This window comes from Cyanothece sp. BG0011 (assembly GCF_003013815.1).
Taxonomy (GTDB): Bacteria; Cyanobacteriota; Cyanobacteriia; order Cyanobacteriales; family Microcystaceae; genus Crocosphaera.
This window is the reverse complement of sequence record NZ_PRLH01000140.1, coordinates 17,998-32,714: the sequence shown is the minus strand read 5'-3', so window position 1 is coordinate 32,714 and position 14,717 is coordinate 17,998. Positions and strand designations below refer to the sequence as shown.

General features: G+C 37.2%; 14 protein-coding genes and 1 pseudogene. 6 read left to right on the top strand and 9 right to left on the bottom strand.

Annotation, left to right across the window (positions count from 1 at the left end):
• Nucleotides 1-25 precede the first annotated feature (25 nt).
• From C4E06_RS17725 to C4E06_RS17695, 7 genes are all read right to left on the bottom strand, one after another.
• Complete coding sequence (locus C4E06_RS17725; RefSeq protein ID WP_107669261.1) at nucleotides 26-823, bottom strand: SirB1 family protein; 798 nt, start codon at nucleotides 821-823, stop codon at nucleotides 26-28.
• Between the two features lie 60 nt (nucleotides 824-883).
• Nucleotides 884-1,441 carry a DEP domain-containing protein gene (locus C4E06_RS17720; protein ID WP_107669260.1) on the bottom strand — a complete coding sequence of 186 codons (558 nt, stop codon included), beginning with the start codon at nucleotides 1,439-1,441 and terminating at the stop codon, nucleotides 884-886.
• A gap of 23 nt (nucleotides 1,442-1,464) precedes the next feature.
• Complete coding sequence (locus tag C4E06_RS17715) at nucleotides 1,465-3,006, bottom strand: NAD(P)/FAD-dependent oxidoreductase (RefSeq protein ID WP_107669259.1); 1,542 nt, start codon at nucleotides 3,004-3,006, stop codon at nucleotides 1,465-1,467.
• 41 nt (nucleotides 3,007-3,047) lie between these two features.
• On the bottom strand, nucleotides 3,048-3,674 hold the full coding sequence (gene tmk, locus C4E06_RS17710) for a dTMP kinase (RefSeq protein WP_107669258.1): 627 nt from the start codon (nucleotides 3,672-3,674) through the stop codon (nucleotides 3,048-3,050).
• Between the two features lie 97 nt (nucleotides 3,675-3,771).
• Nucleotides 3,772-4,161, bottom strand: coding sequence for an MAPEG family protein (locus C4E06_RS17705; protein ID WP_107669257.1), 390 nt, complete (start codon nucleotides 4,159-4,161; stop codon nucleotides 3,772-3,774).
• Between the two features lie 61 nt (nucleotides 4,162-4,222).
• A complete protein-coding gene (locus C4E06_RS17700; protein ID WP_107669256.1) occupies nucleotides 4,223-5,290 on the bottom strand; it encodes an acyltransferase in 1,068 nt (355 codons plus the stop codon).
• Between the two features lie 62 nt (nucleotides 5,291-5,352).
• On the bottom strand, nucleotides 5,353-6,918 hold the full coding sequence (locus C4E06_RS17695) for an NAD(P)H-quinone oxidoreductase subunit N (RefSeq protein WP_107669255.1): 1,566 nt from the start codon (nucleotides 6,916-6,918) through the stop codon (nucleotides 5,353-5,355).
• Nucleotides 6,919-7,393: 475 nt separating this feature from the next.
• On the opposite strand from C4E06_RS17695, the gene C4E06_RS17690 reads away from it, so the two are divergent.
• From C4E06_RS17690 to C4E06_RS17665, 6 genes and pseudogenes are all read left to right on the top strand, one after another.
• Nucleotides 7,394-8,752, top strand: a complete 1,359-nt coding sequence (locus C4E06_RS17690) for a CmpA/NrtA family ABC transporter substrate-binding protein (protein WP_107669254.1) — start codon at nucleotides 7,394-7,396, stop codon at nucleotides 8,750-8,752.
• 42 nt (nucleotides 8,753-8,794) lie between these two features.
• Nucleotides 8,795-9,638: pseudogene (ntrB, locus tag C4E06_RS17685) on the top strand (nitrate ABC transporter permease).
• A gap of 82 nt (nucleotides 9,639-9,720) precedes the next feature.
• Nucleotides 9,721-11,730 (top strand): nitrate ABC transporter ATP-binding protein, encoded by a 2,010-nt coding sequence (locus tag C4E06_RS17680; protein ID WP_107669253.1) that lies wholly within the window; start codon nucleotides 9,721-9,723, stop codon nucleotides 11,728-11,730.
• 199 nt (nucleotides 11,731-11,929) lie between these two features.
• Nucleotides 11,930-12,730, top strand: a complete 801-nt coding sequence (locus C4E06_RS17675) for a nitrate ABC transporter ATP-binding protein (protein WP_232826287.1) — start codon at nucleotides 11,930-11,932, stop codon at nucleotides 12,728-12,730.
• Between the two features lie 140 nt (nucleotides 12,731-12,870).
• Nucleotides 12,871-13,224, top strand: coding sequence for a hypothetical protein (locus C4E06_RS17670; protein WP_107669251.1), 354 nt, complete (start codon nucleotides 12,871-12,873; stop codon nucleotides 13,222-13,224).
• A 6-nt stretch (nucleotides 13,225-13,230) separates the two neighbouring features.
• A complete protein-coding gene (locus C4E06_RS17665; protein WP_107669250.1) occupies nucleotides 13,231-14,100 on the top strand; it encodes a hypothetical protein in 870 nt (289 codons plus the stop codon).
• A gap of 64 nt (nucleotides 14,101-14,164) precedes the next feature.
• On the opposite strand, the gene C4E06_RS17660 is transcribed toward C4E06_RS17665, so the two are convergent.
• Entirely contained in the window at nucleotides 14,165-14,374 is a 210-nt protein-coding gene (locus tag C4E06_RS17660) for a type II toxin-antitoxin system HicA family toxin (RefSeq protein WP_107669249.1), read from the bottom strand.
• A gap of 14 nt (nucleotides 14,375-14,388) precedes the next feature.
• On the bottom strand, nucleotides 14,389-14,598 hold the full coding sequence (locus C4E06_RS17655; RefSeq protein ID WP_107669248.1) for a type II toxin-antitoxin system HicB family antitoxin: 210 nt from the start codon (nucleotides 14,596-14,598) through the stop codon (nucleotides 14,389-14,391).
• Nucleotides 14,599-14,717 lie beyond the last annotated feature (119 nt).

The window sequence follows — 14,717 nt, the reverse complement described above, 5'->3', positions numbered from 1 at the left end:
GAAAGATAGGATAATGTGTTTTAGTTTAGCGCATTTGTTGCAAAAGTTGGCGAATGGTTGGGGCATCTTCTGCGGTGGGTAAAATAGATAAATATAATTGTAGATCCGCCGTTGCTTTTTCCCATTGTCGCAATTGATAATAGAGTAAACCGCGATCGCGTAATTCTATGGGATGATTAGGAAATAATTGCAGTAGTAATTCTATAATTCTCAACATTTTCGGATAATCTTGACCATTGAGATAAATATATTTTAAATTGGTCAACATTCTTCCTAATATTTGTTGATTACTAACGGGGGTTAAAAAATGATCTGCTAACGCCACCGGTTGTTGATAAATTTCTTGTAATTTGATCTCACAATCTTCTCTAAATAAAATCTCTCCTTGGTTAAAAACATCCACAAAAATTCCGACATTTTCAAATTCAGGACGAATCAGAAAATGTCCCGGCATTCCAATGCCAACCATAGGAAAATCAAGGCGTTTGGCTATCTCTAAATAGATCACAGATAAGGTGATAGGAATACCTGTTTTTTGATCAATAACCTGATTTAAATAACTATTGTTGGGATCATAATAATTTGTTTGGTTTCCCCTAAACCCTAACTCTTGAAATAAATAATGATTGATGGTGTTAATCACTTTCAGGGGATATAAATTTCCTGGTAAACTATCTTTTACTCTCTCAGCAATGATATCTAAAGTGGTTAAATAATCTTCAATATTGAGTTTAGGGTATTCATATTTGGCATAAATTAAAGCGGCTTTAGCGAGATTAATTTGTCTATCTGGTTTATTGGTTTCTTGTAAAAAAGACTGCATATCAGATGAATATTTTTAGCAATTTTATCACATTAACACATCGATTAACCCAAAAAAGAGTTAGTCATCTATATAAAATCGATAGAATAGATAATCGTTTTTAAATTCCTTTTCATTGTGAACATGATGAATGATTTTTTTGTCAATTAATTGTTGTCCTATCTTGATTGCTTCTTCTGAGGAAATGGATAAGTTTTTCGTTAACCAATCAACTAACTCGCTACCAATAAAACACTTAGGATAGGACTTAAGACGGTAACGACGATTTTTAATCGTAACTCCCTTTTCGCTTCTTATTTTATCAATAATTTTATCTAAATCACTGGTGGCTGATCGATTTTTTTGAGAATTATTTGTCCAGATTTCCACTTCATTACTTTCTCTCCAAATGATCACCCCGGTGACATCTTCTAATAATAAATATTCCATCTGTCCTTTATTATCTAAAAACTGCATCTTACCATAGTCTTGTGCCTCTTTTTGTTGTTCTCTGGGAAAGCTTTTATCCTTAACAAACATTTTATTTTTAAACACTAAACCGGGTAAGTATTCTATCGTATCTTCTTGACGACGAATTAAATTACAATACTTCACCTGTTTATGATCCAGAATTTTCATTACTTTCCCCCTTTATTTCATGCTTATTCCTTATTATAATCCCCTCCTGACCCATATTTCCAAGTATCTAACCAACGATGATAATAAAATTGTTTTTGAGGGGATAAGTTATCTATCAAAGGTTTAACCCATTTTCCCACGGGATATAACCCACTATAGACAGCTAAATTAAAATAGTGTACCATCCAATTGAGTAACGGTTGTACCCCCACTTGGGGTAAGATAGGTAAGACTAATTTAGGGTTAACTAACGGTAAGGTTTTCATTAAAGCCGGAAACTGGATCACATCTTGTAAAAAGGGTTTTAACACATCGTCCCCCAATCGATCCATGACTTGAAAAACCCCACTCATTAATTCATTAATTTGATTAGGAGAAACGGTTTGATCAACCTCAACACTCATGGTTTTTTGGAATAACCAAGTGACGGAAATATTCGGTTGATAGGGTTGCAATAACGATAAAGATTTTTGATCTAAACTATCAACTTTTAAAGCTTCATCTATGGCCAAAGTCAGCCGTTTTAAATGACGAACCATCGATCCGAATCCACCAAAACTAACAGGAGATTGACCGCCAGCACTATCTCCAATGGGTAAAATCCGATTCCAGGGCATTTTTAAAGGACTATTTTCATAGGCAGGAAAAAAGCCAAATAAAAACCGTTTAAAGTCTAACTTATCTAATTCTATATTTTGATATTCGGGAAGTAATCTTAGGTATTCTTCCATGAAAAATTCTAAACTAAAACGGTCAGGATGAGCATCAACATAAGTAAATAAATAAGTTGTCCTTCCATCCCTGGCTGGAAAGGCTTCCCAAAAGTATTGACATTGATTTAAAATGGGTGTGAAAGAGGCAATTAAATCTCCTGTCTCGTTATTAGGATAACCCTCTGCACAACTGCCTACAACTAAGCAAATACCGTCTGGTTTTTCACCTTTTCTTGCTTGTTGAACAATAGGAGAAAAGTGACCCATTCCATCTATCAGTAAACGAGATTTTAAAACAGTATCATCGGCCTTAACTAAGACTCCATTATCATAAATTGTTGCTGAAGTAAAGGGAGTATTTTCTAATAACTTACCTCCCGCTTCTAAGAATTTTTTCTTAAGGATTTCTAATAAAAAAACAGGATCAACCCCAATATTTAAAACGTCTTCAACCCAGAGTTCATATCCTTTATGAAAACTGACTCTTCCTGGATTATATTCTGTTGCGATCGCTTGTTCTAATTCTTGGGTTGATAATAACCCAAGTTCCACAAAAGTCTCTAATTCGTCACGAGAAATATTCCATTCTTGTTCTCTCCCTTTTAATTTTCCTTTTTCAATTAAAATAACTTGATTTCCTTGCTTTTGTAAGCTGGCAGCGATTAAAATGCCTAGGGTTCCTCCAGAAATAATAATATCTGCATCAAAGTCATTTAACCTTTCATTCCTTTCACTAATCACTGTAGGAGGGGTTAGATTATTATTTCGCAAAGCTTGCCAACGACTATCAGCAATTTGTAATCCTTTACGACTATTTTCTGGTAAATAGGAAAGATTAGAGTTTAAATTCATAAAAAAAATTAGTTTATATTCATATTATTTTTAATATAACGTCAACTAAACTGTTTTTCAAGATAAGTGATAATTTCTTGCTGAATTTGTTCAATGCTATTGTTACCATCTATGGTTAAGATTTGACCGTCATAGGATTGAAAAATTTTATCATAATTATCTTTAACTTGCTGTAATTTATCTTTGGTTTCATATACCTCTTTATAAACCGCATTTTCTAAACGAGATAAGGCAATTTCTAAAGGAATGTCTAGATAAACAACTAAATCAGGGTTAGGAAAGCGTTGATTTAATCCATAGACAAAGTTAAATTCTTCTTGATTATTAGAATTATAAGCCAAAGAAGAAAAATAGTAACGAGTGGCAATCACATGACAATCATCTTGTTGAATTAATTTATAGACTCCATCCACTTCATTGTATAAATGATAATGTCTATCGGCCGCGAATAAATAGGCCATTTGTTGATCAAATTTTGCTTTATTTTTCATCAAAAATATTTCATTTTGCATCGCGTTTCTAATCAACTGTCCGATCACTCCTTCTGTGGGTTCAGAACTAATAATTGCTGAATCTCCTTGATTAATTAAATACTGTTTCAATCCTTCAGCTTGAGTGGTTTTTCCTGCTTTATCAATTCCTTCTAATACAATAAATAAAGGCTGCATTATTTTTGAATTCTCAACAAACTTAAATTACACTGTAGAAAAAAACAAACACCTTTGTACTATTAAAGATGCTTGTTTTCTATAATTTTATTACCAATTATTTAATTAAGACTAAAACCATACCCACTACAGAACCAACTAATAAAGCTAAACTACTGAGAGAACTAATAGCAAAACCAATCATTCTTCTGTTAGCTTCTTGATAGTATCCGATAGCGTACAAAATACGGCCAACTATCCAAACTCCTCCAATAGCTGATCCCCAAACAGGGTCAATATAGAAACAAAACAACCATAATAAAGGTAGAAAAAATACCATTTGTTCTAAGGTGTTTTGTTGAACCCTTAAAGCCCTTTCAAAGTTAGGATCTCCTGTGGTTGCAGGAGGGAGTACCTTATATTTAATCCTATTGCGACCCACATTTGCAGTAATAGCAAAATAGACGGCTAAGGCGATAACAGTTACTAAACTAGGATAGATTTCCATCTTATTTTAGTCATTACTTGATTTTTTAATATTTTACCATAGTTTTACATTTTTTAACTAATTATTTTAGCCAACCATTAACCCTGGGTTGTAATTTTATTTCTACTAAGTAAGCTAGGGCAAAAACTAGCACTAATTTTAACGCATAATCCCAACCTATATAAAGATTTGAAATATATTTATCTAAATGTAATTGGCTTAAAATGGGATAATGAAAAATATAAACCCCATAAGAAATGGGGGCAATACCATAGAAAATACTAAAGATATTGTCAAAGTAGCGTAACTTATTTATATACCAAATTAAAGCAAATAATATAAAAAGAAAAGCACTGGCAAAATGTCTAAAATTAAGAAAAGGATAATAGCCCAATCTAATGGTATCTGTTGATATAACGGGGATAAAACTAACCATTGACATCAAAAACAAGCAGATAAGAATGGGTTTCATGGTTCTGAGGGTAAATCGTTTCGTTTTTAGATAAATTTCCGCTGCTTCAACCCCACACCACCAAATAATAAAATAGGCTAAATATAACGCAATCGCATTAGGATAAATAATATAAATTAAGTAAGAGATAAAAGAAACAATAAAAACAAAATAAATACGGTTATTTAATTTAAAAAGAACACTTTTATATAAGGGAAAAAATAAAAGATAAAACCACCATTCATAGGATAAACTCCAAAGAGGATAATTACTCAAAAAAGGCCGAACTAAAACACCGGGTTTAGCAGAAAAATCTTGTAACATTAATAAATTGCCTAGCAGTTCCCTAGTCGAAAAAATTCGCAAGAATTGCTGGTTTAAAATAGCTAAAAATACCGATAACAATAAGGCGACAATTAAAGGAAAATAAATACGCCGAAATCGTCGAATAAAATAGTAACGAAAGGTGAGATCAGTCTTGGGATAAACCGATAGATAAATGACAAAACCACTGAGAAGAAAAAATAAAATAACGGCTTCTTGGCCAAAAGAAAAAAAGAGGTTTTCCACCATTTCTGGCATAAAATCCGTCAAAGCAAATATATGATAAATTAAAACATAAACAGCCGCAAAACCCCGAATATAATCTAGTTTTTTAATGTGTGTTTTAATCCTGGATGGTAATGGGGTAACTTTCATTATCCTGAAAGACGCTTAAGTAAAAAATGATGTTAGGTGGACAATGCCCACCTAACGGATAATTATGGGTTAATGTTAGAAGAAGAAGTTTCCCCTTGAGAAATACGAGTATTAACAATAGTCGATTGTAAAATCGGGGTACTCGTAACAGAATCATTAGCCAAACTAAACAGAGGATTCGATAAAATCCCTGCTAAGGATGTGGCAATAACTGTTAACACCAAGCCCACTTGTAAAGGACGCATTCCCTGTAAATTCCAGCGAATCTCTGGGTAATTTTTCACAGAATCAGACATTTCGTGAGGTTCTTTAACCACCATCATTTTCACCACACGAATGTAATAGTAAATCGACACCACACTGGCCACTAACGCTAATAACACCAGTCCGTAGAGTCCCGCCTGCCAACCAGCCCAGAACAGATAAATCTTACCAAAAAATCCAGCTAACGGGGGAATACCGCCCAAAGACAGTAAACAGAGACTTAATCCTAAGGTCAATAGGGGATCTTTTTGATAAAGTCCTGCATATTCACTAATTTGATCCGTTCCAGTCCGTAGAGAGAAGAGAATCACTCCACTAAAGGCCCCCAAATTCATGAATAGATACACTAATAAGTAGAACACCATACTAGAGTATCCGGCATCGGTTCCGGCGGTTAAACCAATCATCACAAAGCCGGCTTGGCCAATAGAAGAATAGGCTAACATCCGTTTCATGCTGGTTTGGGCCAAAGCTACCACATTACCCAAGACCATACTGAGGATAGCTAAAGCCGTAAAGATTAGATGCCATTCATCGATAATAGAGGAAAAAGCCGTCACTAATAAGCGAATCGCCAAAGCAAACCCGGCCGCTTTTGAGCCCACGGAGAGAAACGCTACCACAGGAGTCGGGGAACCCTCATACACATCCGGTGTCCATTGATGAAAAGGAACCGCCGAAATTTTAAAGGCAATACCAGCAATGACGAACACTAAAGCGATCGCTAGTCCCAAAGAAGAACTACTATCACTGGCTAAAATTTTGGTTGAAATGGTATCTAAAGTGGTTTCTCCCCCGGATAACCCGTATAATAACGAACTACCATAGAGGAAAATGGCCGAACTTGAAGCCCCGATCAACAGATATTTTAAGGCGGCTTCATTGGAACGGGGATCGCGCTTCATGTATCCTGTCATTAAATAAGACGAGATACTTAACATCTCCAACGAGACAAAAATCATCACCAACTCATTGGCCCCGGAGAGGAACATTCCCCCCAAAGTAGCCGTTAACATGATAGCGATGAATTCGGCCAAAGATGTGCCGGTTTGTTCGACGTAGCGGATCGACATTAAGATAGTCACTACAGTCGATAAGGCAATGATCCCTCGGAAGACAATACTTAAATTATCCCCATTAAATGCCCCCAGAAAGGCGATGGTTGAAGGGCTATCCCAAGCCGTGTAAAGGGCCGCGATCGAAGCCAATAAACCCGCGATCGCCCCGTAGGGTAGCCAAGTTCTGGCATTACGTCCCCCAATGAGATCCCCGATGAGAACCACCATCAGAGTGATGATGACAATGCCTTCGGGTAAAATTGTTCCAGCGTTGAGTTGACTGGCAATGTTGCTAGAAAAGTCCATAAGTTATTGAGTAACAAAGTTTTCGCAAAAAGACACCATTACATTAAGCATAAAAGACGGTATCCTTATTTGATCAGATAATCGTCCTCTTGGATCATAAGGGACGCTGACCGATTCAGGCTAGTTTTTAAGATCGCGATCATACCATTGATTGATTTAATCGACCTCTTGCAACAGTTTATAGATGAAGACCTATCAAATAATAGTTTTAAATAACCAATAATCTATACTTATCATCTAAATTAAAAATTGTTCATGATTGACTGACTCAAACATAAGTTTTTTAAAAACAAAGGTGCTAAACTGATTGATCAAGTTAACTAAGCGACTCGATTCGTTAACTCAAAAGCTCCAATCACAACAGCAATAGACATAAACTATCAAAGTATTGTCACTTTTTTATCCAAGAGCTTTTTTTCTTAATTTTATTTATTCCTATCTTTTCTGCCTAAATTATAAGCAGCAGGAGGTTTTCATGTCCAATTTTTCTCCCGTAACCCGTCGTAAGTTCTTGCAGACTTCAGCGTTATCAGCCGCTGGGGCCATCTTATTAAAAGGATGTGCAGGAAACCCTCCTGAACCCGGTGGTACGAACGCATCAACGACTCAACAAGCAGCAAATATTAGTCCAGAGATGCAACCAGAAACCACAGCCATAAAACTCGGTTATATTCCCATTGTTGAGGCTGCAGCTTTGGTTGTTGCCAAAGAACAAGGATTTTTCGCTAAATATGGCATGACTGACGTAGAATTGTCCAAGCAAGCTAACTGGGCATCTGCTAGGGATAACGTCACCATTGGTTCTGAGGGTGGGGGTATTGATGGGGGACAGTGGCAAATGCCCATGCCTCACTTAATTACCGAGGGGATTATCACCAACGGGCGCAAAGTGCCTATGTATGTTCTAGCACAGTTAAACACCCAAGGGAACGGCATTGCCGTTGCACCCATGCACGAAGGAAAAGGGGTTTCTTTGGACATCTCCCAAGCAGCGGACTATATAAAAAGCTTTCCTTCTACTAACGGAAGAAAGTTCAAAGCTGCCCATACTTTCCCCAATGTTAACCAAGATTTCTGGATTCGTTATTGGTTTGCTGCCGGAGGCATTGATCCTGATGCAGACATCGATTTACTCGCCGTTCCTCCTGCTGAGACAGTACAGGGGATGCGTAACGGGACAATGGACGCATTTAGTACAGGTGATCCTTGGCCTTATCGAATTATTGCCGAAGATATTGGTTATATGGCCGGTTTAACCTCGCAAATTTGGCAATTTCACCCCGAAGAATACCTGGCTATTCGTGCTGACTGGGTAGATAAAAATCCTAAAGCAACGAAAGCTTTATTAAAGGGATTAATGGAAGCACAACAATGGATTGATGAGAACAATAATCGAGCTACTGCGGTTAAGATATTAGCTGGAAGAAACTACTTTAATGTACCGGTTGATATTCTAGACTCTCCCTATAAAGGTAATTATAAAATGGGGGATGGTAAAGCAGAAGTTAAGGATATCAATATGGGTCCATTATATTGGAAAGATGGCAAAGGTAACGTTTCTTATCCCTATAAGAGTCACGATCTTTGGTTCTTAACTGAAACCTTACGATGGGGTTTTCATAAAGATCAAATATCCGATCTTGATACGGCTCAAAAAATTATCGATAAGGTCAACCGTGAAGATATTTGGAGAGAAGCAGCCACAGAAGCAGGGTTTACGGCGGACATTCCGGCCAGTACCTCAAGAGGAGTTGAAACCTTTTTTGATGGGGTCAAGTTTGATCCTGAAAATCCCCAAGCTTACTTAAATAGTTTGGCTATTAAACGAGTTTAATTCAGTCAAAAATTCTTATTAATAAACAGGAGAAAAAAAATAATGACTGCTACCACTAGGATAGGTTCCAACCGAACAAAAAGTCAAAACCCATTGTTAACATTTTGGAATAAAAATAAAAGTGAAATTATACCACCTATTATCGGAATTCTAGGATTTTTAGTAGTTTGGCAATTTATTTCTATGACGGGTTTAATTAAATTACCCCCTCCCAGTAGTTTATGGACTGATGAACGAACCCGTACTTTATTAATGTATCCTTTTTATGATCGGGGTGGTTTAGATAAGGGTTTATTTTGGCAAACTTTAGCTAGTTTAGGACGGGTTGCCCAAGGGTATTCTTTAGCTGCTATTGTAGGAATTAGTGTGGGGATTTTAGTAGGAACACAACCCTTAAATTAATAAAGCCTTAGATCCCCTATTTCAATTCTTAAGAATGGTTGCACCTTTAGCCTGGGTTCCTATTGCTTTAGTTGCTTTACAACAAAACCAACCAGCTGCTATCTTCGTTATCTTTATTACTGCGGTGTGGCCAATTTTAATTAATACCACGGAAGGCGTAAAACAAATTCCCCAAGACTATATAAATGTGCAGCAAGTCTTACAATTATCTAATCAAAAATTCTTTTTCAAGATTTTGCTTCCTTCTGCATTGCCTTACATTTTCACAGGATTAAGAATTGCGATCGGGTTAGCTTGGTTAGCTATTATCGCAGCAGAGATTGTGATGTCTGGAATTGTCGGAATTGGCTTCTTTATTTGGGATGCGTACCAACAAAATTATATCAGTGAAATCATCTTAGCAGTGGTGTATATCGGGGCAGTTGGACTATTACTTGATCGGGGAATTGCTTACTTACAAAAAGTTATTGCTCCTGGTGAATAAGTAACAAGTAGGTTGGGTTGAGGTAACGAAACCCAACAGGAATAATATTGAATTCAATTTTTTTAAAAAAAGAGGTAAAATTATGGGTGTTTTTGTTGCAGTTGATGACATTAATAAGGTATTTTCGTTGAATAACGGTGGCGAATATATTGCCCTAAAAAGTATCAATTTAGAAATTAAAAAAGGGGAATTTATCTCATTAATTGGTCACTCAGGTTGTGGTAAATCAACTCTATTAAATATGATCGCAGGTTTAGATTTACCCACAGAAGGAATTGTTACCTTAGAAGGGCAGAAAGTGAAAAAACCCGGGCCAGATAAAATGGTCATTTTCCAAAATTATTCTCTATTACCTTGGTTAACCGTCTATCAAAATATTGCCCTTGCCGTTGATGAAGTCATGGCTGGTTATCCAGCAAAAGAACGAAAAGAAATCATTGAAAAACACATTGATTTAGTCGGTTTACGTCATGCCATTGATAAATATCCCAAACAATTATCAGGGGGAATGAAGCAGCGAGTCGCCATTGCTCGCGCCCTTTCTATTCGTCCCAAATTATTGTTACTAGATGAACCTTTCGGGGCATTAGATGCTTTAACGAGAGGCAATTTACAAGAACAATTAATGCGAATTTGTGAACAGTATCAAATCACTTCCGTTATGGTAACTCATGATGTAGATGAAGCCGTTTTACTCTCAGATAGAATCGTCATGTTAACTAATGGTCCAGGGTCAAACATTGGTGGCATTTTAGATGTGGATATTCCTCGACCCCGAAAACGGATGGAAGTGGTTAACCATCCCAGTTACTATAGTCTTCGTAGCGAGATTATTTACTTTCTCAACCAACAGAAACGAATCAAAAAATTACGCGCCAAAAAAACAGATGCGATCGCCCGTTATGGCCTCGAAAAAGTCAACCTAGAAATCGGCTTTGTTCCCCTCACCGCTTGCGCTCCCCTAGTTGTTGCTCAAGAACGGGGATTCTTTGCCAAACATGGTCTAGATGAGGTGAATTTGGTCCGTGAAAGCAGTTGGCGAGGGGTGGTGGATGGGATCGCAGGGGGCTACCTAGACGGGGCGCAAATGCCCGCCGGAATGCCCACCTGGTTAACAGCCGGGGGACACCAAGATCAACCCTTACCGGTTGTCACCGCTTTAACCATGACGCGCAACGGTAATGGGATCACCTTGGGCCAGTCATTTTATGAACAAGGGGTAACAAATGTCAACGAATTAAGACGGATGTTACTCGAATCTACCCAAAAACGCCATATTTTCGGCATGGTTCACCCCTCTTCTATGCACAACCTCCTGCTACGTTATTGGTTTGCAGCAGGAGGCATCGATCCCGATCGCGATGTCCAACTAGAAACCATCCCCCCGGCCCAAATGGTAGCGGATCTCAAAGCCGGAACCATTGACGGGTACTGTGTGGGGGAACCCTGGAATATTCGGGCCGCCACCGAAGGGGTAGGGTTTACTGTTGCCACAGATTTAGAAATTTGGCAAGGCCATCCGGGTAAAGTGTTAGGAGTCAGAGAAAACTGGGCCAATACCCACCCGAATAGTCATATTGCCCTGGTTAAAGCCATTTTAGAAGGGTGTCAATATTGCGCTGATCCGGCTAACCATGAAGAGATCCGCCAATTATTAGCCAGTCGTCAATACCTCAGTACCAACCCCGAATATATCCAGTTAGGGGACCCGAAAAACTATACTTGCAATGTAGAAAAACCGGTGGAATACGCCCATCATATGTTCTTTGGGGACGGAATGAACCGGCCCAGTCGGACCGAACATTTATGGATAATGACACAGATGGCCCGATGGGGTCATATTCCTTTCCCTCGCAACTGGGTTGAAATTTTAGAACGAGTATGTCGGGTAAGCGTGTTTAGTACCGCAGCCAGGGAGTTAGGGATGATCGATATTAAGTATCGCAGAGAACCCATTCAGTTGTTTGATGGTATCACTTTCGATGCAGAAGATCCCGTTAATTATCTCAATGAATTAGCCATTAAACAGAATTTTACTATGGCAGAAGTTCATCTTGATGGTATTAAAACCTCTGTTCCTGTTGCTGCTTAATCTGCATTTTTCTGTCTTATAAAAAACAAGATTTCTTGTTTGTAGGCAGGAGGAAAATTTTTAGTTATTGCAGTCAGTCGAAACTCACTTTTATTTCAGTTTTTGGTGGGCAATGCCCACCCTACACAATACGGAGAAAATTATGCGCGCCATTCAATCTAAAAATCCCAAAATCCTTAACCTCAAACCTCAACCTACTATGAATCATAATCTTTCGGTTGTTATTGAAAACGTCAGTAAAGTTTATCCCACTCCCAAAGGCCCTTATCCGGTTTTACAAGATGTTAATTTAACCGTTAAAGAGGGAGAATTTATCTGTGTTATTGGTCATTCTGGCTGTGGAAAATCTACCCTTTTAAACATGGTTTCCGGGTTTGCTACACCCACCCACGGATCAGTTTTAGTTAATGGTAAACCGGTCAAAAAACCCGGGCCCGATCGCATGGTGGTGTTCCAAAATTATGCTTTATTACCTTGGTTAACCGTGTTTGAAAACGTCTATTTAGCGGTGGATGCTGTCCATCCTAACAAGCGAGAAGCCGAAAAACGATCTATTGTACGGGATCACCTGGCCATGGTGGGTTTAACGGAAGCAGAAAACAAGAAACCCACCCAAATATCAGGAGGGATGAAACAACGGGTTTCCATCGCCCGGGCCCTGGCGATTCGTCCTGAAGTGTTAATCTTAGATGAGCCTTTCGGCGCGTTAGATGCGATCACCAAAGAGGAATTACAAGAAGAATTGCTGAAAATTTGGAATGATCATCGTTGTACCGTGTTAATGATTACCCATGATATTGATGAGGCGTTATTTTTAGCGGATCGCCTCGTTATGATGACCAATGGACCGGCTGCTAATATTGGGGAAATCATGAATATTCCTTTTCCTCGGCCCAGGGACCGCGATCGCATTATGGAAGATCCCCAATACTATGATCTTCGCAACTATGCTTTAGATTTTCTTTATAACAGATTTGCTCATGATGATGATGCAGCCTAATTGTTAATTTAAGTTTTATTTGCATGACTTTGGGTGCGTTTTTGACGCACCTCTTTTTAGGTAATGTGGGTGATTTTTGACTTTCCATTCAAGAAGTGTTATTTTGAAAAGAATAAATATACAATCAATACAAAAAAACTATGAAGAACAAGCATAATTGTTTTAAAAAATTCAGCCAATTTAATAAAATTATTACTTTCAATATAGGGTTACTGTTTTTCTTTTTCTTCCTGTTTTATGTACCATCCGCTTTAGCAGACAACTGTTCCTCAAGAGATAGACAAAAATTACCTTCATGTGTTGAGGCTATTTTTGCTGATGGTGGAGCTATTATTAATAACTTTTGTGACCATAAAGTTACTATAAAGGTTGATATAGCTAATCATACAGATAAACGACTGGATGATATTCCAGCCAATGGGGGACAAGCTGTAGTATCTACTCCCTATAGATTTAAGCTATATTGTTGTCCAAAATATAATAAGTGCGAGTAGAAATGTATGAATATGATTTTTAATTTATTATTAATATCCGTATTTATGATATTTCCCATATCTAAATATAATTCTTATAGTAAAAACTTTTTGAAAATTAATTCTGATCTTGTCATTCAGCTTTTAGCCGACTTTAACAGAAGGAAGATAAAACCGAAGAAGGTAATAGCACAGTTAAAACAAGCAAATAATCAGCGGTGTTCAAGGCAAATACAGACTCGTCTGATATATTGTGAGTATAATACCATGGTTAATAATGGGAGGGAGGTTGAGCGTCCAGAAAGATATGGAATCATAAGAATATATTTACAGCAATTAGAAGATAATTATCGAAATTATGGACCTAGACCTATAGGAGTTGAGGGATTTATATATCCAGTTGATAACGTTGGTTCAAGGCCATTTTCTATTACTCCAAGCTCAGGATTTAATACTGTAGGTTATTCGGATATAGATATAGGACACATAGGCGCATTGCAGCTTGGATTTCCTCATACTCCAGAAAACGCTGTACCTCAATGGGCTCTTTGGCAAAGAATTGGACAATGGAGAGGTATGGAGAGACACCTGTATAATCAGGCTGTGAATTACAATAGAATTCGTGATAATAACTTAGGTGTTTATCTAAGAATTGACGTTAATTATTGTCCCATAAATTCAATAACGCCAACTTTTACAAGATGGTCTTTTCCTGCACTTTTCACTATTACGACTTGGACTGTTCCTTTTGGAACACCAGTTCAAGAAATACATAGAAGGCATCCTGACATTAGTTTTAATATTGTAGGAGATAATTATCAGGATACTGAAAGATGTTTAGAAAGAATGGATCCTGATGATACTGAATCTGATGGAGGTAATCATGATGAATTATAAGTGCGATCGCTAATCTTGTAGGGTGCATTAACGTAGTGTAATGCACCTACTCTATTTTATTAACTTATTTAAAAGTAATTCCTGATTGCTTTTCAATCGATTTTAAAGTACCGATGGGAATCATTTTACCTTGATGAATAGGAACAATGGCTGTCCGTTGCGTTTCAGGATTAAACAACTTTAAATGAGAACCTGTTTGTGAAACCTCAATAAAACCCGATTGTTTAAGTTGTTTAATCACTTCTCTAGCTGTTAAACGAGGTGTTTTTGGCATAAGTTACAGCTATTTTAAATAACAAATTCAACTGTATCAAACTTTTGATCGGGATTAACTATATGCTCAGGAATCGGTTCTAAAAGTAATTGAATCGCTTCTTTTAAATTTGCTATAGCTTCCTCCTTCGTATCACCACAAGAAGAAATATAATTTAATTCTGGACAAGTTGCCGAAAAAGCTTTTACTTCATCATCCCACTCTAAAACCGCTCTAATAATCATAGGTATTTTAAAGTTAAACTATTACTACTAAACAATATTCTATCACCATTTATTTAAGCAATTGTAATAACAATCACTTAAAGACAACCTGATAAATCAGTAAGGGCTGTATACTAATA

Excerpts from the sequence above, each read along its gene's own strand:
- tmk (WP_107669258.1), bottom strand. The coding sequence starts at position 3,674 with ATGCAGCCTTTATTTATTGTATTAGAAGGAATTGATAAAGCAGGAAAA.
- C4E06_RS17700 (WP_107669256.1), bottom strand. The coding sequence starts at position 5,290 with ATGAAAGTTACCCCATTACCATCCAGGATTAAAACACACATTAAAAAA.
- C4E06_RS17705 (WP_107669257.1), bottom strand. The coding sequence starts at position 4,161 with ATGGAAATCTATCCTAGTTTAGTAACTGTTATCGCCTTAGCCGTCTAT.
- C4E06_RS17715 (WP_107669259.1), bottom strand. The coding sequence starts at position 3,006 with ATGAATTTAAACTCTAATCTTTCCTATTTACCAGAAAATAGTCGTAAA.
- C4E06_RS17680 (WP_107669253.1), top strand. The coding sequence starts at position 9,721 with ATGGGTGTTTTTGTTGCAGTTGATGACATTAATAAGGTATTTTCGTTG.
- C4E06_RS17655 (WP_107669248.1), bottom strand. The coding sequence starts at position 14,598 with ATGATTATTAGAGCGGTTTTAGAGTGGGATGATGAAGTAAAAGCTTTT.
- C4E06_RS17720 (WP_107669260.1), bottom strand. The coding sequence starts at position 1,441 with ATGAAAATTCTGGATCATAAACAGGTGAAGTATTGTAATTTAATTCGT.
- C4E06_RS17670 (WP_107669251.1), top strand. The coding sequence starts at position 12,871 with ATGAAGAACAAGCATAATTGTTTTAAAAAATTCAGCCAATTTAATAAA.
- C4E06_RS17725 (WP_107669261.1), bottom strand. The coding sequence starts at position 823 with ATGCAGTCTTTTTTACAAGAAACCAATAAACCAGATAGACAAATTAAT.
- C4E06_RS17665 (WP_107669250.1), top strand. The coding sequence starts at position 13,231 with ATGAATATGATTTTTAATTTATTATTAATATCCGTATTTATGATATTT.
- C4E06_RS17660 (WP_107669249.1), bottom strand. The coding sequence starts at position 14,374 with ATGCCAAAAACACCTCGTTTAACAGCTAGAGAAGTGATTAAACAACTT.
- C4E06_RS17690 (WP_107669254.1), top strand. The coding sequence starts at position 7,394 with ATGTCCAATTTTTCTCCCGTAACCCGTCGTAAGTTCTTGCAGACTTCA.
- C4E06_RS17675 (WP_232826287.1), top strand. The coding sequence starts at position 11,930 with ATGAATCATAATCTTTCGGTTGTTATTGAAAACGTCAGTAAAGTTTAT.
- C4E06_RS17695 (WP_107669255.1), bottom strand. The coding sequence starts at position 6,918 with ATGGACTTTTCTAGCAACATTGCCAGTCAACTCAACGCTGGAACAATT.